The 19,873-nt window shown below is 71.0% G+C and carries 20 protein-coding genes; 11 read left to right on the top strand and 9 right to left on the bottom strand.

Annotated features, from left to right (window positions below; translation table 11 throughout):
* Positions 1 to 613 precede the first annotated feature (613 nt).
* Positions 614 to 1,096 carry an SRPBCC family protein gene (locus tag ABD466_RS34190; protein WP_344661380.1) on the bottom strand — a complete coding sequence of 161 codons (483 nt, stop codon included), beginning with the start codon at positions 1,094 to 1,096 and terminating at the stop codon, positions 614 to 616.
* 5 nt (positions 1,097 to 1,101) lie between these two features.
* The gene (locus ABD466_RS34185; RefSeq protein ID WP_344661379.1) at positions 1,102 to 1,884 is read right to left on the bottom strand and encodes a PP2C family protein-serine/threonine phosphatase; all 783 of its coding nucleotides are present in this window, start codon (positions 1,882 to 1,884) and stop codon (positions 1,102 to 1,104) included.
* A gap of 277 nt (positions 1,885 to 2,161) precedes the next feature.
* On the opposite strand from ABD466_RS34185, the gene ABD466_RS34180 reads away from it, so the two are divergent.
* Positions 2,162 to 3,049 carry an SURF1 family protein gene (locus tag ABD466_RS34180; protein WP_344661378.1) on the top strand — a complete coding sequence of 296 codons (888 nt, stop codon included), beginning with the start codon at positions 2,162 to 2,164 and terminating at the stop codon, positions 3,047 to 3,049.
* Here the strand turns inward: ABD466_RS34180 and ABD466_RS34175 are convergent.
* From ABD466_RS34175 to ABD466_RS34150, 6 genes are all read right to left on the bottom strand, one after another.
* On the bottom strand, positions 3,007 to 4,092 hold the full coding sequence (locus ABD466_RS34175) for an ABC transporter ATP-binding protein (RefSeq protein ID WP_344661377.1): 1,086 nt from the start codon (positions 4,090 to 4,092) through the stop codon (positions 3,007 to 3,009). The genes ABD466_RS34180 and ABD466_RS34175 overlap by 43 nt on opposite strands.
* A 210-nt stretch (positions 4,093 to 4,302) precedes the next feature.
* A complete protein-coding gene (locus ABD466_RS34170; RefSeq protein ID WP_344661376.1) occupies positions 4,303 to 5,484 on the bottom strand; it encodes a thiolase domain-containing protein in 1,182 nt (393 codons plus the stop codon).
* Position 5,485: 1 nt separating this feature from the next.
* Complete coding sequence (locus ABD466_RS34165) at positions 5,486 to 6,487, bottom strand: lipid-transfer protein (protein WP_344661375.1); 1,002 nt, start codon at positions 6,485 to 6,487, stop codon at positions 5,486 to 5,488.
* Positions 6,487 to 7,533: an OB-fold nucleic acid binding domain-containing protein gene (locus ABD466_RS34160; protein ID WP_344661374.1), complete on the bottom strand. Its 1,047-nt coding sequence runs from the start codon at positions 7,531 to 7,533 to the stop codon at positions 6,487 to 6,489. Before ABD466_RS34160 ends, ABD466_RS34165 begins: the two co-directional genes overlap by 1 nt.
* A 12-nt stretch (positions 7,534 to 7,545) precedes the next feature.
* On the bottom strand, positions 7,546 to 9,114 hold the full coding sequence (locus ABD466_RS34155; protein WP_344661373.1) for an acyl-CoA synthetase: 1,569 nt from the start codon (positions 9,112 to 9,114) through the stop codon (positions 7,546 to 7,548).
* A gap of 482 nt (positions 9,115 to 9,596) precedes the next feature.
* Positions 9,597 to 10,727: an NAD(P)H-dependent flavin oxidoreductase gene (locus ABD466_RS34150; RefSeq protein WP_344661372.1), complete on the bottom strand. Its 1,131-nt coding sequence runs from the start codon at positions 10,725 to 10,727 to the stop codon at positions 9,597 to 9,599.
* Positions 10,728 to 10,835: 108 nt separating this feature from the next.
* On the opposite strand from ABD466_RS34150, the gene ABD466_RS34145 reads away from it, so the two are divergent.
* The 7 genes from ABD466_RS34145 (at position 10,836) to ABD466_RS34115 (ending at position 16,399) form a co-directional block, all read left to right on the top strand.
* Positions 10,836 to 11,969, top strand: coding sequence for an ABC transporter ATP-binding protein (locus tag ABD466_RS34145; RefSeq protein WP_344661371.1), 1,134 nt, complete (start codon positions 10,836 to 10,838; stop codon positions 11,967 to 11,969).
* Positions 11,966 to 12,607, top strand: coding sequence for an ABC transporter permease (locus ABD466_RS34140; protein ID WP_344661370.1), 642 nt, complete (start codon positions 11,966 to 11,968; stop codon positions 12,605 to 12,607). The genes ABD466_RS34145 and ABD466_RS34140 overlap by 4 nt, the downstream gene beginning before the upstream one ends.
* Complete coding sequence (locus ABD466_RS34135; RefSeq protein ID WP_344661369.1) at positions 12,604 to 13,284, top strand: ABC transporter permease; 681 nt, start codon at positions 12,604 to 12,606, stop codon at positions 13,282 to 13,284. Before ABD466_RS34140 ends, ABD466_RS34135 begins: the two co-directional genes overlap by 4 nt.
* Positions 13,285 to 13,335: 51 nt before the next feature.
* Entirely contained in the window at positions 13,336 to 14,235 is a 900-nt protein-coding gene (locus ABD466_RS34130; RefSeq protein WP_344661368.1) for an ABC transporter substrate-binding protein, read from the top strand.
* A 247-nt stretch (positions 14,236 to 14,482) separates the two neighbouring features.
* Positions 14,483 to 14,983 carry a cysteine dioxygenase gene (locus tag ABD466_RS34125; RefSeq protein ID WP_344661367.1) on the top strand — a complete coding sequence of 167 codons (501 nt, stop codon included), beginning with the start codon at positions 14,483 to 14,485 and terminating at the stop codon, positions 14,981 to 14,983.
* On the top strand, positions 14,980 to 15,375 hold the full coding sequence (locus ABD466_RS34120) for a rhodanese-like domain-containing protein (RefSeq protein WP_344661366.1): 396 nt from the start codon (positions 14,980 to 14,982) through the stop codon (positions 15,373 to 15,375). The genes ABD466_RS34125 and ABD466_RS34120 overlap by 4 nt, the downstream gene beginning before the upstream one ends.
* A gap of 112 nt (positions 15,376 to 15,487) precedes the next feature.
* On the top strand, positions 15,488 to 16,399 hold the full coding sequence (locus tag ABD466_RS34115) for an ABC transporter substrate-binding protein (protein WP_344661365.1): 912 nt from the start codon (positions 15,488 to 15,490) through the stop codon (positions 16,397 to 16,399).
* A 136-nt stretch (positions 16,400 to 16,535) separates the two neighbouring features.
* Here ABD466_RS34115 and ABD466_RS34110 read toward each other — a convergent pair whose 3' ends face one another.
* Entirely contained in the window at positions 16,536 to 16,973 is a 438-nt protein-coding gene (locus tag ABD466_RS34110; protein WP_344661364.1) for a CBS domain-containing protein, read from the bottom strand.
* A 258-nt stretch (positions 16,974 to 17,231) separates the two neighbouring features.
* On the opposite strand from ABD466_RS34110, the gene ABD466_RS34105 reads away from it, so the two are divergent.
* Genes ABD466_RS34105 through ABD466_RS34095 form a run of 3 tightly spaced genes read left to right on the top strand, consistent with a single transcriptional unit; the run spans position 17,232 to position 19,845 of the window.
* A complete protein-coding gene (locus ABD466_RS34105) occupies positions 17,232 to 18,287 on the top strand; it encodes a hypothetical protein (protein ID WP_344661363.1) in 1,056 nt (351 codons plus the stop codon).
* Positions 18,284 to 19,285 (top strand): DUF4129 domain-containing protein, encoded by a 1,002-nt coding sequence (locus ABD466_RS34100; protein ID WP_344661362.1) that lies wholly within the window; start codon positions 18,284 to 18,286, stop codon positions 19,283 to 19,285. The genes ABD466_RS34105 and ABD466_RS34100 overlap by 4 nt, the downstream gene beginning before the upstream one ends.
* On the top strand, positions 19,282 to 19,845 hold the full coding sequence (locus ABD466_RS34095) for a hypothetical protein (protein ID WP_344661361.1): 564 nt from the start codon (positions 19,282 to 19,284) through the stop codon (positions 19,843 to 19,845). The genes ABD466_RS34100 and ABD466_RS34095 overlap by 4 nt, the downstream gene beginning before the upstream one ends.
* Positions 19,846 to 19,873 lie beyond the last annotated feature (28 nt).

The following is a 19,873-nucleotide window of genomic DNA, read 5'->3' as shown; positions in this document are numbered from 1 at the left end:
TCAGGTCGGGCGTTTCGCAACCAACTACGTAAGGGGTGCGACTTGACACCGCCTGACCGGTGTGATGCCGTCAGGCGCCGATGCGACGGGAAGACCGAACCGGACCACAGCAGCAAGGCACGCCGCCGATGTCCCCGAGCGGCCCCCCTTCCCCGAGCGAGGCCCCCGCTGGAAGCGCCGCCGGAGGCGCCGTTGACCTTGACCGTCCCGGTGGATCCATCACCACCTCACGAGACCAGTAACACCCCGAGACCACCACAGCCGAGACCGCCACAGCCGGGACCAGCCGCCCCCGAGACCAGCCACCCCCGGGGCGAGGCTGCCCACCTGACCGACCGGCGGCCGAAGAAGCCCCAGGTGGGGCGGGGTCGTGAACAGCGCAACCGCCAGCCGCAGACCACAGGCCAGCCGACCAACCCCGCACCATCACTACCCTGGCCGAAGGTCGTAATAATGCCTTTCAAACCCACAGGCCAACCGCCACCGGTCCGGCCAACTGCTGCAGCCAGCAGCCAGCGACCAGCGACCAGCGACCGGCGACCCGCAGCCGGCGACCAGCGACCCGCAGCCAGCGACCACCAACCACCAAGTGGCTAGCCCCCCGCCACAACGCCTACCCCCGCAACCGCCGATCCAGCTTCCCCACCGCCCGCCGCGTCGCCACCGCCATCCCGGGGCCCATCGACCGCACCAGTGCCATGGTGGGCGGTGCGGCCTCGATGGCGATGGTCCAGACCAGCCGTGTGCCCTTCGTGGTCTCGACCAGGGTCCACTGCTCGGCCATGGCGCGGATCCCGGGGACGGTCGTGCGCTCGATGCGGTAGGCGTAGCGGTGTGGGTCGTCCCAGGCGATGACCTCTTCGTGGAACGTCACTCCCGCGACCAGCTTCACGCGGCGCTTCGTTCCCACGCCGGCCGGTTCCGGGCCGCCGTACTCGGCTGCGGTCACCGCGCCGTACCAGTGCGGGAGTGCGGTGACGTCGAGGGCGACGGCGTCGAACACCGCCTTCGGGGGCGCTTGCAGCGTGCCGGCGAACGACAGGCGGAGGGGTGCCGATTCCAGGAAGTCGAGGCCGACGGGGCGTGTGATGAACATGGTGGTCAGCTTATGCGGCTGACCAGCAGGGCCCTGTCGTCACCCGCGTATGCGTCGCCGGGCAGGCGCATGAGCTGCCGGCAGACCGTCTCCGGTGTCTCGGCGCACATCAGCTGCGCGGCCATGCGCAGCCGCTCCATGCCGTCCTCGATGTCGTCGCCCGGCTTCTCGATCAGGCCGTCGGTGTAGAGCACCAGGGTGTCGCCGGGCCGTAGTGCGAAGTCGCAGACCGGGCGCGGGTCGGTTTCGCGGACTCCCAGTGGCAGGCCCTTGGCCTGGTCCAGCCAGTCCGCCAGCAGTACTCCGCCGCGTTCGGTCAGCAGCAGCGGTGGCGGGTGGCCGGCCACGCTGTACTGGACCGTGCCGCTGGAGCGGTCCAGTACCAGGACGCAGGCGGTGGCCGTCGTGTCGTTCGGCAGGTAGGCCGAGACGAAGCGGTCCAGCCGGTGCAGTATTTCGGCCGGGTCGGAGGTGTGCAGCGCGTAGGCGCGGAGGGCGTTGCGCAGCTGTGCCATCACCACGGCCTCGCCGAAGCCGTGGCCCGCCACGTCCCCGATCACCCAGGCGACGGTGCCGGGGACCGGCTCGAAGACGTCGTACCAGTCGCCGCCGACGTTGTGGTGGCGGGCCGCCGGGACGTACTCCGCGGCGGTGACCAGGCCCTTCACCTCCAGGATGGAGGGCAGTAGGGAGCGTTGCAGCCGCTCGACGATCCGTGCGTCGTCGTCCTTCGCGGCCCGGGGGCGTCCGGGCCCGGGGACCGGCGGCCTCGGTTCCAGCCCGCGCACGTCACCTCCTCGCTCCGGAGGACCCGCCCGGCTAGGGGCGGCCCCGTGTTCGCTCCTGGTGGGCCCGGTGATCCGTAAGCCCAGTTCATTGTGCAGGATCGACGCGGTGGCACGCCGTGGCGCGCGCCGTGGTGAGACACGGCGTTCCTCGGTTGTCGCCGCCTGTCGCACTCAGAGTATTCCCCCAGTGACGCACTACGTAGTGCGCGCTGCGGATTTCATGCTGGAAAGCGCCCCGATTCTTACCGCGCTCACAGCCATGGGAAGCTGGTGGGCGATGAAATACCGCTTCCTGCTGCGCCCCGGGTGGCTCGCGGCGATCACGGGGCTGACCGTGCTCACCGTGGCCTTCGTCAGCCTGGGGATGTGGCAGTTCTCACGGGCGCACCGGACGCACCGGCTGAGCGCCGAGGAGCTGGCGGCGCGGAACACGGCGGTGCCGATCACGCAGCTGCTGAAGAACGGGTCGCCGGCGGACGGTGACGCGCTCGGCCACGCGGTCACGGTCTCGGGGGTGCTCGACGGCGCGCACCAGCTGCTGGTCCCGGAGCGGAAGCTGCCCGACGGCCGGGTGGGCTACCTGGTCATCGCGCCGCTGAAGACCGCCGACGGGACCGCGGTGGTGGTGAGCCGCGGCTGGATCGCGCGGCCGGAGGCCCCGCCGCCGGTGCCGTCCGGGACGGTGACGGTCACCGGATGGCTCGCCGCGGCCGAACCGGCTGACAGCGCTACGGCCCGGGCCGAGGACGACGCCGCCAAGGACCCGGAGCACCGCATCGCGACCGTGGACGTGGCGCGGCTGGTCAACACGTGGCCGTACACCTCGCTGGACTTGGCGTACGTCAACACGCTGAGCACGTCGCCGGCGGACAGCGGTGCGGCCGCACTGACGCCGGTCCCGGCGCCGGTGCCGCCGAACAAGTCGTCCTGGTACGTGCTGAACCTGGGCTACACGTTGCAGTGGTGGCTGTTCGGCATCGTCGGCCTGTGGTGGTTCGCGAGCTACGTGCGGCGGGTGGCGAACCCGGCGGAGCCGGAGGACGAAGACGATGACGCCGACGACGAAGACGCCGTCGAAGACGCCGGCGACGACGATGCCGACGCCGACAAGGAGGAAGAGACCTACCTCCCCACCCGCAGCCCCGTCTCCCCATCGAACAAGTGAATCTCCCGCGGGTCCGGCATCACGCCCACATGCGCCCCCGGCCGCGGCGCCTCGTCCATCTCGCACCGCACGATCAGCGTCCGCCGCCCGCGGCCCACACCCATCTCGCAGTGTGCGTACGCCGTGTGCCCCAGGAGTTCCACCACGCCGACCGACGCCCAGATCCCGTTCCCGGGCGCGGTGATGGTCGCGTGCTCCGGCCGGAAGCCGACCAGGACCGAGGACGACGTCAGCGGCCGGTGGAGTTCCACCGGCACCTCGAAGACGTCCGCCTCCCCGATCAGGGCCCAGCCGTGCTTGTACGTCCCCGGCACCAGGTTCATCGCCGGTGATCCGACGAAGCCGGCCACGAACTCGTTCGCCGGCCGGTCGTACAGCTGCCGGGGCGAGTCCACCTGTTGCAGCACCCCTCGGTTCATGATGGCGATGCGGTCGCCCATCGCCATGGCCTCGACCTGGTCGTGCGTCACGTAGAGCGTCGTGGTGCCGCTCTTGCGCTGCATCTCGGCGATCCGCGAGCGGGCCGACGCCCGCAGCTTCGCGTCGAGGGCGCCGAGCGGCTCGTCCATCAGGAACACCCGCGGCTCGCGGACCATGGCGCGGCCGATGGCGACGCGCTGCTGCTCACCGCCGGACAGGGTGCGGGGGAGGCGGTCCAGGCGCTCGCTCAGCCCGAGTTCGCTGGCCACGCGGCGCACGCGGCGGGAGATGGCGGACTGCGGCGCCCCGGCCAGCTCCATCCGGAAGCCGAGGTTGCGGGCGACCGTCATGTGCGGGAACAGGGCGTAGTTCTGGAACACCATGGCCAGGTCGCGCTCGCCCGGGGGCAGGCCCTCGAGGTCCTCGCCGTCGACCAGGATCTGGCCGCTCTGCAGCGGCTCCAGGCCGGCCAGCATGCGCAGCGCGGTGGTCTTGCCGCAGCCGGAGGGGCCGAGCAGGACCAGGAACTCGCCGTCGCCGACGGACAACGTGAGGTTGTCCACGGCCTTACGTCTGTTGTCCGGGTAGGAACAACTCGCCTTGATGAAATCGACTGTCGCCACGCCGCCCCACCGCACTTCAGCCCAGGTCGACGGCCTCGATCCGCCCCGCGCCGCCGGTGTGGACCGCGACGTTACGCCGAGTGAGCGGGCATCGCAATACCCTTCGGGAATCGCGTCTCCACGACGCGCCGGACATGGTGGCTGCTGCGGCTTTTGGGGGCGCGAAAATGCGAGATCCTCATCTTCGCCGTGCGCCCCTTGCAACGCTTGCTACGGTTTTGCGGCGCCGACCGCCCACATTGCAAAGAATTGCGAACCGCCGCCGTAGGCGTGCCCCAGCGCCAGCCGCGAACCGTCCGCGGCGGCAGGGACCTGATGCTCCCCGGCCTGCCCACGCACCTGCTGGGCCGCCTCGGCGAACCGGATCATGCCGGAGGCGCCGATCGGGTTGGAGGAGAGCACGCCGCCGGAGGGATTCCACGGGATGTCGCCGTCGAAGGCGGTCGCGCCGGACTCGGTCAGCTTCCAGCCCGCGCCCTTGTCGGCGAACCCGAGGTTCTCCAGCCACATCGGCTCGTACCAGGAGAACGGGACGTACACCTCGGCGGCGGCGAACTGCCGCCGCGGCTCGGTGACGCCGGCCTGCCGGTAGACGTCCGCCGCGCAGTCCCGCCCGGCCCGCGGGTCGACGCTGTCGCGCCCGGCCATGCCCATCGGCTCCGAGCGCATCGCCGCTCCGTGCACCCACGCCGGGCGCCGTCCGGTGACCGCGGTGGACGCCTCGGCGGCGCGCTCCGAGCCGAGCACCATCGCCACCGCGCCGTCGGAGGAAGGACACGTCTCCAGATAGCGGATCGGATCCCACAGCATCATCGATTTCTCGACCATGGCAAGATCGATGTCCGGAAGCTTCAAATGCGCATAGGGATTACGCAGGGCATTGAGCCGGTCCTTCACCGCGACCATCATCCCGATGTTTCCCGGTGCGCCGGAACGGCGGATATAAGCGCGGATATATGGTGCGAAATAACCGCCGGCGCCGACCACCAGCGAGGCCGAGAACGGGGAGTGCGTGGACAGCGCCCAGGTGGCGTTGGACTCGGACTGCTTCTCGAACGCCACCACCAGCACCCGGTCGTGCCGCCCGGCCTGCACCTGCGAGGCCCCGACCAGCGCCGTCGAGCCGCCGACCGAGCCGGCGGTGTGCACGCGCATCATCGGCTTCCCGGCGGCGCCCAGGGCGTCGGCGAGGTAGAGCTCGGGGGTGACGACGCCCTCGAACATGTCCGGGGCCTTGCCGACGACCACCGAGTCGATGTCCGCGAAGGTCAGGCCCGCGTCCTCGAGCGCGCGCAGCGCCGCCTCCCGGACCAGGCCGGCCAGCGACACGTCGGCCCGCTTGGCCCGGTACTCCGTCTGCCCGACGCCGATGACGGCGCAACGGTTGCCCATCTCAGTCCTCCCCGGCCTCTCCGGCGGTTCCGGCCGTTCCCGCCGTTCCGGCCTCTCCGGCTTCGAGCACGCACACCAGGTTGTGCTGCAGGCACGGCCCGGCGGCGGCGTGGGCGACGGTGCGGCGGGCACCGCCGTCGTGGATGCGCGCGGCGGCCTCGCCGATCCGGATCAGGCCGGTGGCCATGACCGGGTCGGCCTTGCGGGGGCCGCCGGAGGCGTTCACCACGCACTCCTCGGACAGTCCCAGCTCCCGTCGCAGCAGTGCCTCCTCGTGCTCGAAGCGGGTGTGCAGCTCGGCGAACTCCACCGGTCCGGCGCCGACCCCGGCGTGCCGGGCCGCCTGCCGGGCCGACTCGCTGCGGGCCAGGTCGCGGGTGCCGAGGCCGTGCGGTTCGATGCGGTGGTCGAGGCCCGTGATCCACGCCGGGCGCGGGCACAGGCGCCGGGCCGTGTCGCCGGCGGCCAGGATGACGGCGGCGGCGCCGTCGGTCGGGGGCGGCGGGGTCGGGTCGGGATCGACGGCGAAGCCGGCGTCCGCCAGCGCGCGGGCCTGGAGCCCGGCCATGCCGACGTCGCCGGGCATCAGCGGTGCGACGTAGTAGGGGTCGTAGGACAGGGAGCTGATCCCGGCGTAGTCGCCGACCGTGCCCTTGCCGAAGCCGTAGACCAGCGCCGTGTCGACATCGCCGTGCTGGATCCGGACCCAGGCCTCGTAGAGGGCCCACGCGGCGTCCTGCTCGACGTGGCTCTCGGCGATCGGCGGCCAGGCGCCGATGGTGTCGAGCGCGGCCACGAAGGAGAAGGGTGTGCCGACCAGGTAGTCGTTGGAGCCGGAGCAGGTGAAGCCGATCTCGGAGCGCTGGAGACCAGTGGTCTCCAGGACCTCGTTGACCAGGGGCATGACCAGGTCCGCCTCGGTCCAGCCGAGGTCGGAGAAGCTGTGCTCGCTCTGGGCGAAGGCGACGATCGCGACGCTGCGCGCATGAGGAGAACCGGGCATCACACGTACTCCTCATACCGCTCGAAGGGGACGTCGGGCTCGCCGGTCGGCGCGAACCACTTCAGGTTCTTGACCGAGCGGGTGCGCTCGGCCTCCGGGACCCAGACCGCCTTCACCCGCATCCCGAGCCGGACCTCCTGCCACGGCACGTCCGAGACCAGGACCAGCATGGCGATGTCCGCGCCGTCCAGCAGCACGTAGCCGGAGATGAACGGCACCTCCGGGGCGCCGGCCGCCGGGACGTTGTTGACGGCGAAGGTGGTGAGGACGCCGGTGTCCGGCAGGTCCACCCACTCGGTCGCGGGCAGGCCGTCGGCCGGGCAGGCGCCGCGGGGCGGGACGTAGACCTTGCCGCAGGTGGTGCAGCGGGTGCCGCGGATCTGGCCGGCGGCCATGCCGTCGATGAAGTGGTTCCAGACGGTGCCGGGTCGGAGCCGGTACTCCAGGCGGCTCGGGACGGTGATCATCGAGACGGGTTCGAGCTCGGCCCCGTCCGGGGCCGGTGCCGGGGCCGGCACGTCGGCCGGGCCCTCGCCGGGGGCGAAGCAGGCGATGTCCTTGATGGAGCCGACGCGGTCGTCGCGCCACGTCGGGTGCACGCGCATGCCGGTCGCCATCGCGGCCTTCGAGCCCGCGTCCACAGCGTGCAGCAGCGCGGTGTCGGCGCCGTCGGGCTTGATCAGGGCCCAGGCGAAGGGGCGGTCCAGCGGGTGGTCGGGGCGCGGGTCGGTGACCCATGTCCAGGTGGTCACGGTGCCGGCCGGGCCGACCTCGACCCAGTCGGCGTCGGCGCCGCCGAGGGCGGCGGCGGTCTGCGGGTCGTACTCGGTCGGCGGAACGAGCACCCGGCCGTCCTCGGTGTGGACCCCGAGGAGGCGGCCGTCGCGCAGGCCGGTCAGGAACCGCCCGATCACCGGGCCGGTGGAGCGGGTGTAGCCGCCGGGGAACTCCAGGACGTGGAGGGCGCGGGAATCCGGGGTCTGCGTCGTCGTGGAGTGCTGTGCCGTCGAGGAGGTCTGGGCCGTCGCGGAAGTCTGGGTCGTCATCGCGGGCGGGCCTCAGATCGCCGTCTCGTGGCCGGCCCAGTACGGGTCGCGCAGCCGCCGCTTGAACAGCTTCCCGTTGGGCTCGCGCGGCAGCTGGTCGGTGAAGTCGACCGACTTGGGCCACTTCAGGCGCGCCAGCCGGCCGTCCAGCGAGGCGATGATCTCCTCGCCGAGCGCGTCGGAGGGCTCGTAGCCCTCGTTCAGCTCGACGACGGCCTTGATCTGCTCGCCCCAGTCCTCGTCCGGGATGCCGAACACGGCGACGTCGCCGACCGCCGGGTGCCGTAGCAACTCGCCCTCGATCTCGGCCGGGTAGATGTTCACACCGCCGGAGATGATCATGTCGATCTTGCGGTCGCAGAGGTAGAGGAAGCCGTCCTCGTCGAAGTACCCGATGTCGCCGACGGTGAAGAAGCCCGCACGCCGGTTGGCCTCGGTCTTCTCCCTGTCGCCCTTGTACTCGAAGTCGCCGACGGCCATCTTCATGTAGACGGTGCCGGGCGTGCCGGTCGCCACCTCGTTGCCGTCGTCGTCGAAGGCCTTCACTTCGGCGATCGGCCACGCCTTGCCGACCGTTCCGGGATGCGCCAGCCAGTCCTCGGGGGTGGCGATGGTGCCGCCGCCCTCGGTTGCGGCGTAGTACTCGTAGACGACCGGCCCCCACCAGTCGAGCATCGCGCGCTTGACGTGCTGCGGGCACGGCGCGGCGGCGTGGATCGCGACCTTCATCGAGGAGACGTCGTAGCGCTGCTTGACCTCGTCCGGGAGGTTCAGCATGCGGTGGAACTGGGTCGGGACCATATGGGTGTGGGTGGCTTTGGTGCGCTGGATCATCTCCAGAGTGCCCTCGGGCGTCCATTTGTCCATCAGCGCTAGGGTGTGGCCCATCTGCAGGGCGTTGCCGCCGAACTGCGTGACCGCGGTGTGGTAGTTCGGGGAGGTGACGAGGTGCACGCCGCCGTTGCCGGGGGTGATGCCGAAGAAGCCGGGGAGGATCGTTCCCAGCTCGGCCATGGCGTCCGGGTCCTGCCCGGAGAGCGCGCGCCGGACGCCTTTGGGCTTGCCGGTCGTGCCGGACGTGTAGTGCATGGCGGTGCCGAAGGTGCGGTTCTCGGGAGCGTCGGTGCTGTGCCCGGCCCGGAACTGCTCGATCGGTGTGAAGCCGGGGATGTCGCCCCCGACGCTGATCAGTGCTTCCTTCGGCGGGGCCTTGCCGTCCTTCTCGAGCTCGGCGATCGCCGCCAGCCCGATGTCGGCGAAGCGCACGTGGCAGAAGAACGCCTTGGCCTCGGCGTCGTCGATGATGTAGGCGACTTCGGGCCCGGTCAGGTGGAAGTTGATCGGCGTGTAGTACCACCCGGCCTGGAGCGCGGCGGCGTAGATCTCGACCATCTGGACGAGGTTCGGCATCAGGAGCGTGAGGCCGTCGCCGTTGCGCATTCCCAGCGCGCGCAGGGCGTGGACGGTCTGGTTGGCGGCGGCCAGGACCTCTCCGGCCCGGTACTCCCCGCCGGACTCCTCGATGACGGCGGTCCAGTCGGGGTTCTCCTGTGCGAGTCTCCAGAAACCCAGCCCTGCCATGCGCGGCCCCTGCCCTCTCCATCTGATGGATCGTCAGTAGTGGAGTAGAACACGGGCCCTGAGAGGCTGCAAGGGTTTCGGAGGGGGAAACTAGAACGGGTTCTTGTTTGGGGTCTCCGGACTTTCGGCGATCAATCGATCTCGGGGCGGGGGAGATCGCTGAGAGGTTCGCCGGGGCGGATCTGGAGAGTTTGCCGACACCGGGGCCTCTAGAGCGCGGAAAGAGACCCCGGTGTCCCGGTCGCGTCTGCCCTCGGCGCGACCGGTTGGGGCGCCGGGGCCGTGAGGCCACCGGTGCCAGTTCGCAGAGTACGGCGTGACAGGCGGTGACCGCACGGTTATCGGCGGATGTGGATGTTTTTTCGTCGGTGCCCCTTACGGGCGTTCGCCGGGGCGAACGACGTGCTGTCGCTGGGGCGGTTTCGGGGTGGTTCGGGAGTGGTTCCGCGCGAGGGTCCGGCGGAGGTCGGCGTGCAGGCGTATCAGGCCTCGGTGATGGTGTTCAGGCGTTCGACGGCCTCGGCGTATTCGTTGATCAGCTGGTAGACGACCTCGCGGACCGGCCGGACGTCGTTCATCGCGCCGACGATCTGGCCGACCGGCATGCCCATCAGTTCGCTGCGACCGGCGCGGGAGATGCGACGGTGGGCTTCGGAGACGAGCATGTACTGGAGCGGCATCGGGAGGGGGCCGGGGGAGTCGGCGGCCTCCCAGGCGTCGGTCCAGTCGGTGCGGAGCTGGCGGGCCGGTTTGCCGGTGAGGGCGCGGGAGCGGACGGTGTCGCGGGAGGAGGCGGCGAGGAGCTTGGGGACGACGCGGGGGTCGGTGTCGGCCTCGGCGACCGTCAGCCAGATCGAACCGGTCCACGCGCCCTGGGCGCCGAGGGCCATCGCCGCGGCCATCTGCCGTCCGTTGCCGATGCCGCCGGCGGCCAGGACCGGGGTGTCGCCGACGGCGTCGACCACCTCGGGGATCAGCACCATGGTGGAGATCTCCCCGGTGTGGCCGCCGGCCTCGGTGCCCTGCGCGACGATGATGTCGACGCCGGACTCCACCTGCTTGCGGGCGTGGTGGGCGCTGGACGCCAGGCCGGCCGTGCGCACGTTGTTGCGGTGGGCGAGGTCGACGATGTCCGCGGGCAGCGGCCCGAGCGCGCTGGCGAGCAGCGCGATGGGGTGGTCGAGCGCGACCTCGACCTGCGGGCGGGCCGTGGCGTCGGTCCAGCCCAGGAGCTGGTGGCTGTGGTCGGCGTCGGCGGGCAGGGCGGGGACCTCGTACTTGTCGAGGATCTCCTCGACGAAGTCACGGTGGCGCGCCGGGATGTAGGACTTGAGGGTCTCCTCCATGGAGCTGCGAGCGGAGTCCTTCGCGGTGGCCTCGCCCACCGAGGCGGAGACGGAAGCCGGCATCACGACGTCCACCCCGTACGGCTTGCCGTCGACGTGCTCGTCGATCCAGCGGAGCTCGGTCTCGAGCTCTTCGGGGGTGAAGTAGACGGCGCCGAGGACACCGAGGCCCCCGGCCCGGGAGACAGCGGCTACCACGTCGCGGCAGTGGCTGAAGGCGAAGAGGGGGAACTCCAGGCCCATGGCGGTGGAGAGTGGTGTTCGCATGGGGGGAACATAGGGTCGGGCTCTTGAAACTGCAACAGGTTCTAGGAATGGAATGCGCTCCGCGCAGCGCGCCGCCCCGCCGTCGGACCGACCGGCTAGGCTCACGGGGTGATTTCCTTCCAGCAGGTCGGTAAGACGTACCCGGACGGGACGGTGGCGGTCGCCGCCACGGACCTGACCGCCGACAGCGGCCGGATCACGGTGCTGGTGGGTCCGTCGGGGTCGGGGAAGACGACGCTGCTGCGGATGGTCAACCGCATGATCGACCCCACCAGCGGCAGCATCCTGATCGACGGCGTCGACATCAAGTCGAAGCCCGCGCCCGAGCTGCGGCGGGGGATCGGGTACGTCATCCAGAACGCGGGGCTGTTCCCGCACCGCACGGTCCTCGCCAACGTCATGACCGTGCCGCGGCTGCTCGGCTGGTCCAAGGACAAGGCGCGGGAGCGGGCGATGGACCTGCTCCTGACCGTCGGTCTCCAAGAGGAGCACGCCGGGCGCTACCCGTTCCAGCTGTCCGGCGGCCAGCAGCAGCGCGTGGGTGTGGCGCGCGCCCTCGCCGCCGATCCACCGGTGCTGCTGATGGACGAGCCGTTCAGCGCCGTCGACCCGGTGGTGCGCAAGGACCTGCAGACCGAGTTGCTGCGCATCCAGTCCGAGCTGGGGAAGACGATCCTGTTCGTCACCCACGACATCGACGAGGCGATCCTGCTGGGCGACAAGGTCGCCGTGCTGAACACCGGCGGCGTCCTGGAGCAGTTCGACACGCCCTCGGAGCTGCTGGCGAACCCCAAGAACGAGTTCGTCGAGGGCTTCCTCGGCGTGGACCGCGGCGTGCGCCGGCTGTCGTTCTTCTCCTCCGGCGAAGTCCCGCTGCGGCCGGACCCGGTCGTCGCCGTGGACGCGCCCTCCGCGGAGGTGCTGGCTCTCAAGAGCTCCCAGCCGTGGCTGCTGCTCGTGGACGCCGAGCGCAGGCCGCTGGGCTGGCTCGAGGCGCGGCAGGTCCCCGGGGACGGTGATCTGGCCAAGGTCGCCACCGGGGACCTCGTGTCCTACGGTCACACCTTCCACGCGGAGTCCGACTCCCTGCGCGCGGCCCTGGACTCCGCCATCCTCTCGCCCTCCAGCCGGGCGGTCGGAGTCGACGACGACGGCAAGGTCATAGGCGTCGCCTCGGTCGAGGAACTGGTGCCGGCGATCCGGGCGGCGCAAGACGGGAGCAGCCCGGAGAACGGCCGATGAACCTGTTCCCGCACATCCCCAGCTATCTGGGGACCTATGCGTCGCTGATCCAGCAGCAACTCACGATGGCGCTGCTGTCGGTGTTGTTCGGACTGCTGATAGCGGTGCCGCTGGCGCTGGTGTGTGTGCGGTACCCGAAGGTCTACCCGGCGGTGGTCGCGGTGCTGACGGTGGTGTACTCGCTGCCGTCGATCGCGCTGTTCGTGCTCTTGGTGCCGTCGACGGGGCTGACGCAGACCACGGTCATCATCCCGCTGTCGTTCTACAGCCTGGCCGCTCTGGTGCCGAACATCGTGGACGGCATCAGGGGCGTCCCGGAGGACGTCCGCCTGGCCGCCGTCGCCATGGGCTACACCGGCACCCGCCGCTGGTTCGCGGTCGACCTGCCGCTGGCGGTGCCGCCGATCATGGCGGGCCTGCGGATCGCGACCGTCGGCAACATCAGCATGGTCAGCGTCGGCACGGTCATCGGCGTGGGGGCGTTCGGCGCCCTGTTCACCGCGGCCGCCCAGCTGGACCGGTCCGATCTGGCCGTCACCGGGATCGTGATGATCGTGGCCATGGCGCTGGCCTGCGATCTGTTGCTGGTCATCACACAGCGGCTGCTCACGCCCTGGAACAAGCGGAGGTCGCGGTGAACGTCCTGAGCGACGCCTGGGGGTGGCTGACCACCGCCGGCAACTGGCACGGCTCCGACGGCATCCCGGTCCGGTTCCTGCAGCACTTCGAGTACTCCATCGAGGCGGTGCTCATCGGGGCGCTGATCGCGTTCCCGCTGGGGCTGCTGACCGGGCACACCAAGCGCGGCGGCCTGGTGGTGTCGTCGCTGGCGAACGTGGCGCGGGCGCTGCCCACGCTGGGTCTGGTGGTCCTGCTGGTGGTCGTCCTGGGCGTGAAGTTCAGCGCCGTGATGATCCCGCTGGTGGCGCTGACGATCCCGCCGATCCTGCTGAACACGTACGAGGGCGTGCGCCACGTGGACCCGCAGCTCACCGACGCGGCCACCGGAATGGGCCTGAACCAGTGGCAGGTGCTCTGGCGGGCCGAGGTGCCGGCCGCCCTGCCGCTCATCCTCACCGGGTTCCAGTTCGCGGCCGTCAACGCCGTGGCGAACACCGCCATCGCGGCGTACTCCTCGTTCGGCGGGCTCGGGCGGTTCATCATCGACGGGCTGGCGACCACCGACTACGGAGAGGTGGCCGGCGGCGCCGTCCTGATCGTCATAGCCGCGATACTCAACCTGCTGTTCTTCGCGGTGCTGCGCCGGCTCATGGTGTCGCCGGGTCTGCGACCGAGGAGGACGGCCACCGTCTAGGACGGCTCAGCACGACAGGCCAGGCAGGGGGGCCAGCACTAAGGACGACCCATGCGAAAGACCGCCATCCTCCTGCCGGTCGCGACCCTGGCCCTGGCCATGCTCGCCGCCTGCACGAACGGCAACCCGCTGTCCCCGGGCCCCAAGAAGGGGCAGGTCACGGTGGGCTCCGCCAGCTTCCCCGAGAACGTGCTCCTGGCCGACATCTACGTCTCGGCGCTGAAGGCCAAGGGCGTGAAGGTCGTCACGCGGTTCAACGTCGGCAGCCGGGAGGTGCTGTACCAGCAGGTGCAGTCCGGCTCGATCACGGTGATCCCGGAGTACAACGGCGCGCTGCTGGGGTATGTGGACGCGAAGTCGCGGGCGACCACCACGTCGGAGATCGACTCGGAGCTGGACATGCGGCTGCCGGCGTCGATGGAGATCCTCGACTCGTCGCCGGCCGAGGACAAGAACGCGCTGGTGGTGACCGGCGCCACGGCCACGGCCGACCACCTGGCGTCGATCGCCGATCTGACGCCGTTCGCGGCCGGGATGACGATCGGCGGGCCGCCGGAGTTCAAGACCCGGTACCAGGGCCTGCCGGGGCTGCAGGAGAAGTACGGCCTGACGTTCAGGGACTTCACGTCGCTGGACACCGGGGGACCGATCACCGTCAAGGCCCTGGCCGACGGCACGGTGCAGGTGGCGACGCTGTTCACCACCGATCCGAACCTCGTCACGCGCGGCTTCAAGGTGCTCGCCGACCCCGAGCAGGTCTTCAGCGCGCAGAACGTGACGCCGCTGGTGTACCGGGACAGCATGACGCCGGTCGCGACCCGGACCCTGAACACGGTGTCGGCGAAGCTGGACACCGCGGCGCTGGTCACGATGATGGCGAAGATCGTGAACGAGAAGAAGGACATCGACGTGGTGGCGGACGACTGGCTGAGGTCGGTGGGGCTGCGGTAGTCCGGGTGCGTCCGGGTGTCCGCTCCCTGGGACGGCGGTTGTCCGGAGTCCGATACGCGCTGAGACGGCGGGCGCCCGGATCCCGGACGGCTCCGACGGCGCTCCAGCGGCCCGTGCCAGCATCTGCGCATGTCCGCTCCGCTGCTCGCCTGGTCCGACCGTCCGGTCGACCTGCTGCGTGTGGCGTCCTGCATGTGTACCGGGACTGCTTCGTTTCCGACCGCACACCCTGGACCCCGGAGCCTTCATGTCTGCCCCCGCGACCCTGCCGCCTGAGCTCGACCTCGCCGCGCCCTTCCTGTCCGACCTCGTCCAGCCCGACCGGCCGCTGTGGACGCCGTCCCAGCTCAGGGAGCTGACGAGGACGCTGGCCCGGGATCACGCCGACGCCCTGCGTCCCCTGGTCCGCCATACCGAACCACAGCGCTGGTGGACCCGCCTGGCGCTGACCCGCGGCGTCGAGGTGTGGCTGCTGAGCTGGCTGCCGGGCCAGGGCACGCAGCCGCACGACCACGGCGGCGCCGCCGGCGCGTTCGCCGTCCTGACCGGCGAGGTGCTGGAGGAGCACCGCTATCCCGGCGCGGCGATCGGGACGCGGCGGCTGGGCACCGGTCAGGCCCTGGGCTTCGGAGGCGACCGTGCGCATGTCGTCCGCAACGTGGGTATCCGTCCGGCCGCGACCGTGCACGCTTATTCGCCGCCGCTTCTGCCCACGCGGGAGTACGCGAGTCTGGAGGAAGTGGTGTGAGCTCCATAGACCTGTTCCTGGAGGAGGCCCGCGCCGAGTTGGAGCGTGTCACGCCGCAGGAGGCGGAGGCCCTGCAGCGGGAGGGAGCGCTGCTGGTCGACATCCGGCCGCACGCGAACCGCGAGGCGGAGGGCGAGATCCCCGGTGCGCTCCCCGTCGAGCGCATCCACCTGGAATGGCGTCTGGCTCCGGACAGTGAATGGCGGTTGCCGGGCGTCACCGCGGACCGGCTCGTCGTCGTGTTCTGCAACGAGGGTTACGCCTCCAGCCTCGCCGCGCGCGATCTGCGACGGCTCGGCCTGGTCCGGGCCACCGATCTCATCGGGGGGTTCCGGGCATGGGCCGCCGCCGGGCTGCCGACGCAAAAGGGCGGGCAGCCGGCGGTGCCGTGAGGCCCCGGACCCGTTCCGGTCACGGAACGGTCTCGAATCATGGTCGCTGAAACATGCCTGAGTCGGTGGTGGTTAGTAGGTTCGACGTGCCTAATGTCTGGAGGGGAAATCAATGATGGTTCGCACGACGGGTAGCAAGGCCCGGATAGTCGGCGCCGCCCTGGCGGTCGCCCTGGCCGCGACCGGCGCCCTGAGCGCCTGCTCGAGCTCCAAGAGCGGTTCGAAGGTCGTCGTCGGGTCGGCCGCGTTCCCGGAGAACGTGCTGCTGATGGAGATCTACGCGCAGGCACTGGAGGCCAAGGGCATCTCGGTGGACCGCAAACCGAACGTCGGCCAGCGGGACGTGCTCTATCAGCAGCTGAAGGCGGACTCGATCACCGTGGTCCCGGAGTACAACGGCTCGCTGCTGGCGTTCCTGGACAAGACCGCCGGCCAGAACACCACCGACGCCGTGGACCAGGCGATCGCCGGCAAACTGCCGAGCAACCTGCAGCTGCTGCAGCCGGCCGCGGCCGAGGACAAGGACTCGCTGGTGGTGACGCAGGCGCTGGCCACCAAGGACAACCTGAAGCAGATCTCGGATCTCGGGCCGTACGCCAAGGACCTGGTGCTGGGCTCCGCGCCGGAGTTCAAGTCCCGGCAGCAGGGCCTGGTCGGCCTGAAGAGCGTCTACAGCCTGGACTTCAAGGACTTCAAGGCGCTGGACAACTCCGGGCCGCAGACCGTCTCGGCGCTGCAGCACGGTGATGCCGACGTGGTCGACCTCTACAGCACCACCTCGGCGATCAAGACCAACGGCTTCGTGGTGCTCAACGACGACCAGCACCTGTTCGGCGTGCAGAACGTGGTGCCGCTGGTATCGAAGAAGAACCTGCCCGCGGCCGGCGTGGACGCGCTGAACGCGGTGTCGGCGAAGCTGGACACCGCGACCCTGACCGGGCTGATGGAGCAGATCGACACGCAGAAGAAGGACCCCTCGGACGTGGCCAAGGCCTGGCTGGCCTCGGTGGGTCTGGGCAAGTAGCCGTCGGGGCGTCCTGAGGCGAGCAGTCCACGGCGAGCAGTCCACGGCGAGCAGTACAGAGCCCGAGTCGGAGCGGTGCGGGGACCGCTTCCGGCTCGGGCTGCACGGTCTCCGGGCCGCGAGGCTGTCCGGCCGGCTAGGGAAGCTTGTCCTTGTGCCCGGACTTCGAGATCAGGGCCATCAGCTCACCGACTGCGGCGGAGGGCAGATTCTTGGCCAGATCCGCGACCCCGACCACGCCGACCAGCTTCCCCGCGGACACCACCGGCAGGCGGCGCACCCGCTGGCGGCCCATGGTCTCCACGGCGTTGGTGACCGGGGCCTCGGCGTCGACGGTGTGGATCTCCCCGCGCATCAGCTCGCCGGCCTGGCGGATGGTCGGATCGTCGTTCGCCGCCACCGCCTCGACCACCAGGTCGCGGTCCGTCAGCATGCCCAGCAGGCGGCCGGTGTCGTCGACCACCGGAACACACCCGACGTCCTCGTCCCGCATCACCCGGGCCACGTGCACCAAGTTGTCCGAATCCAGCACCGACTTGGGCGCCTCGGTCATCACATCGCGGACCGTGACCATGCATCCTCCTGCGCCGACGGGACGGAGTGTTCGGACCCAGCTTCGCCTCCGCAGCTCCCGGGCGCTTTGCCGGGATCTGCCAGACGGGTTACGCAGGGACCCGAGGTCATCCACCGACCGTCACTCGCCCACGTGGCTCCCACCGCCGCCCGTCAAGGAAGCGCTACACGCCACAGACTCACTGGAAAGGGTTATCCTCCCTTGGCAGGAGCCGCCGGTAGCCTGGCGGGGCCCGCGCGACGAGGGGGGAGCCACACCATGACCGAGGCCGTCACCACGGCCGCGAGCGGGCCCGCGGCGGGCCCGGCCCCCAAGGTGACGCTGCCCCGGGAGTTCTGGCGCGTGCTGCGGGTGTGGCCGGACTGGATGTACGGGATGCTCGCCTCCATGGGGCTGGGCTTGGCGACCGGTGCCTTCCTGTACTGGGATCCGTTCGGGACGCAGGTCCGTGATCCGCTGACGTTGATAGTCACCGTCGTGCTGACCGCGGTCGCCGACGCCTCGCTCACCAACCAGCTGGCCGCCGAGCCCGAGTGGGCGCTCCGGGTGCTGTCCGCCGGCGGCGACCCGGCGCGCATGCTGCGGGTCCGCAACCAGGTGCTGTACGTCTTCGAGGCCGGATACGCCTTCGGAGTCGCGGGCCTGGTGATCCTGCTGACCAAGGACCACCACTGGGTGAAACACAACTGGCCGATCATCGCCGAGCTGCCGCTGGCGCCGATCGCCGCCGGGAACCTGGCCTCGGTGCTGTTCCCGTGCCCGTTCATGCGGCTGCGGCACCGGCTGCAGGCCACCACGACGTGGCCGCGCTGGGGTGCCTACATCGGCATCCCGTTCGCCCTCACCAGTCTCGGCACGCTGGCGGTGATGGCCTTCCCGGCGTGGATCGAGCAGCGGGTCGAACACTCGGCCGACCGTATGCACCACCGGCCCGCCTGGCTGACGTCGGACAACATCCACTTCGGCACGTGGCTGATCGCGGTGCCGGTCCTGAACCTGCTGATCTGGGCTGCGGCGCTGAAGGCCGCCAACACCTTGGCCCATCTGCGGAGGCACCACCTGGTGGATCTGATGCGCAAACACGGCGCGCTGGCCCTGAGTATGGAGGACGTCTCCCTGTGGGGCGCGGTCAAGGCGCTGCCGGGGAACCTGAAGGAGATCCCCGGCGAGGTGCGGGACGCCGCGCTGGCCGAGATCGCGGCGGTGCGCGCGGTCGGCGGCCAGGTGGACCGCGGCCTGGAGCACGCGCTGGCGCGGTCGGCGGCCCGGATCCGCGCCGAGCGCGCCGCCGAGCAAGGTACCGGGGCCGCATGACCGGGAACCCGAGGCGGTGGGTGCCCGCCGCGGTCGTCGTGCTCGCGGTGGCGGCGCTCAGCCTGGCCGCGCGCCGCACCGGCGGTCTGGACAACGGGGTGGCCGACGGGCTCTGGCGGAACCTGCGGCCGGCCGGCGCGCTGGTGTCCGTCCTCGGGCTGGTCGTGGTGGCCGCCGCGTTCGCCAAGCACCGCGACGACGGCTTCGGCCCGCTTCGCCGGGCGGGTACCGCGACAGCGCTGTTGCTGGTGGCCGCCGCCGTGGCGACCCCGATCGGGCTGCTGTTCTTCGGCCGGCAGCCTCCACAGCCGCCGCCGCAGGACCCGTTCCAGCAGGACCCCACCGGCTCCACCATGTCCAGCGCCAGCCAGTCCCAGACGCGGCACGTCAAGCACGCCTCGCCGCTGCGCGGCCTGAGCCTGTCCGAATGGGTGGCCCGGTCGTTGCTGATCCTGGTCCTGGCCGCCGCCGTGGGGCTGATCGCCTACGCCGTCTACCGGCTGGTGCGCCAACGCTGGTTCCCGCGCGCCGCGCTGCCGGTGCTCGAGTTCGACGATCTGGTGGACGCCGACCTGGAGCAGCTCGCCGACGCCGTCGCCGCCGGCAGCCAGGCGCTGGCCTACCGGGGTGACGCCCGCGAAGCGGTGATCGCCTGCTACGCCGCGATGGAGGACGCGCTGGGCGCCGACGGCAACGGCCGCCACGCCGCCGACACGCCCGAGGACTTCCTCCGGCGCGTCACCGGGGCACAGCTCATCCCGGCCGGTCCGGCGCGCCGCCTGACCGACCTGTTCCGGGAAGCCCGGTTCTCGGGGCACTCGATCGGCGAGCCGGAGCGGGACGGCGCCCGCGAGGCTCTGGACGCGATCTCCGAGCACCTCCGGGCGCGGGCCGCCGCGGCCCAGGCGGCCCAGGCGGCTCGGGCGGCTCTGGCGGATCGCGACGCGGCCGCGGCCACCGCCGGTACCGGTGCCGCTTCTCCCGGAGGTCCGCGATGAGTACCCTGACCCCCGCCGCGGACCCGCAGCGTGCCGAACGCCTGCGCGCCGAGCAGCGGGCCCGCGAACGCGGCCGCTGGACCGCGATCGGCCTGGCGCTGGCCGCCATGGTCGCCGTCGTCGGCGGCACGGCCTGGCTGGTGCTCGGCGCGCAGTGGTTCGGCCCGGTGCTCGGCGGCTGCGTCGCCGCGATCGCGCTCGGCGCCTTCTACACGGTCGCCGGACGCACCGTCGGCATGAACGGGGACGTTCGCGAGCGCGTGCTGGAGCGGCACTACATCGGCGTGGCCTGGTACGCCTCCATGCTCCGCACCACCCGCGAACCCGGCGGCTACGAACGCGGATTGCGCCGGGAGCTGACCCGGCTGGCCGCGGCGCGGCTGGCCGAGCGGCACGGCGTGAACCTCTACCGGGACCCGCGGACCGCGGCCGCCCTGATCGGTCCGGACCTGTGGTCGCTGGTGGATCCGGCGCTGCTGAAGGAACGGCGCGGCGTCCCGAAGGACGCCGTTCCGCTGCGCGCGGTGATCGAGCTGATCGACCGGCTGGAGCGGATGTGAGCGTGCAGCAAGAACAGACCGTAGAGAA

It is taken from the genome of Catenulispora subtropica (assembly GCF_039531675.1).
GTDB classification, from domain to species: domain Bacteria; phylum Actinomycetota; class Actinomycetes; order Streptomycetales; family Catenulisporaceae; genus Catenulispora; species Catenulispora subtropica.
Note: the sequence above shows the minus strand (reverse complement) of the source record. Positions and strands in the feature narration are given on the sequence as shown.

Bases quoted from the DNA above. Each gene is read 5' to 3' on its own strand.
- ABD466_RS34190 (WP_344661380.1), bottom strand. From the start codon at position 1,096: ATGTTCATCACACGCCCCGTCGGCCTCGACTTCCTGGAATCGGCACCC.
- ABD466_RS34180 (WP_344661378.1), top strand. From the start codon at position 2,162: ATGAAATACCGCTTCCTGCTGCGCCCCGGGTGGCTCGCGGCGATCACG.
- ABD466_RS34170 (WP_344661376.1), bottom strand. From the start codon at position 5,484: ATGGGCAACCGTTGCGCCGTCATCGGCGTCGGGCAGACGGAGTACCGG.
- ABD466_RS34165 (WP_344661375.1), bottom strand. From the start codon at position 6,487: ATGCCCGGTTCTCCTCATGCGCGCAGCGTCGCGATCGTCGCCTTCGCC.
- ABD466_RS34160 (WP_344661374.1), bottom strand. From the start codon at position 7,533: ATGACGACCCAGACTTCCGCGACGGCCCAGACCTCCTCGACGGCACAG.
- ABD466_RS34155 (WP_344661373.1), bottom strand. From the start codon at position 9,114: ATGGCAGGGCTGGGTTTCTGGAGACTCGCACAGGAGAACCCCGACTGG.
- ABD466_RS34150 (WP_344661372.1), bottom strand. From the start codon at position 10,727: ATGCGAACACCACTCTCCACCGCCATGGGCCTGGAGTTCCCCCTCTTC.
- ABD466_RS34140 (WP_344661370.1), top strand. From the start codon at position 11,966: ATGAACCTGTTCCCGCACATCCCCAGCTATCTGGGGACCTATGCGTCG.
- ABD466_RS34130 (WP_344661368.1), top strand. From the start codon at position 13,336: ATGCGAAAGACCGCCATCCTCCTGCCGGTCGCGACCCTGGCCCTGGCC.
- ABD466_RS34125 (WP_344661367.1), top strand. From the start codon at position 14,483: ATGTCTGCCCCCGCGACCCTGCCGCCTGAGCTCGACCTCGCCGCGCCC.
- ABD466_RS34115 (WP_344661365.1), top strand. From the start codon at position 15,488: ATGATGGTTCGCACGACGGGTAGCAAGGCCCGGATAGTCGGCGCCGCC.
- ABD466_RS34110 (WP_344661364.1), bottom strand. From the start codon at position 16,973: ATGGTCACGGTCCGCGATGTGATGACCGAGGCGCCCAAGTCGGTGCTG.
- ABD466_RS34105 (WP_344661363.1), top strand. From the start codon at position 17,232: ATGACCGAGGCCGTCACCACGGCCGCGAGCGGGCCCGCGGCGGGCCCG.
- ABD466_RS34100 (WP_344661362.1), top strand. From the start codon at position 18,284: ATGACCGGGAACCCGAGGCGGTGGGTGCCCGCCGCGGTCGTCGTGCTC.
- ABD466_RS34095 (WP_344661361.1), top strand. From the start codon at position 19,282: ATGAGTACCCTGACCCCCGCCGCGGACCCGCAGCGTGCCGAACGCCTG.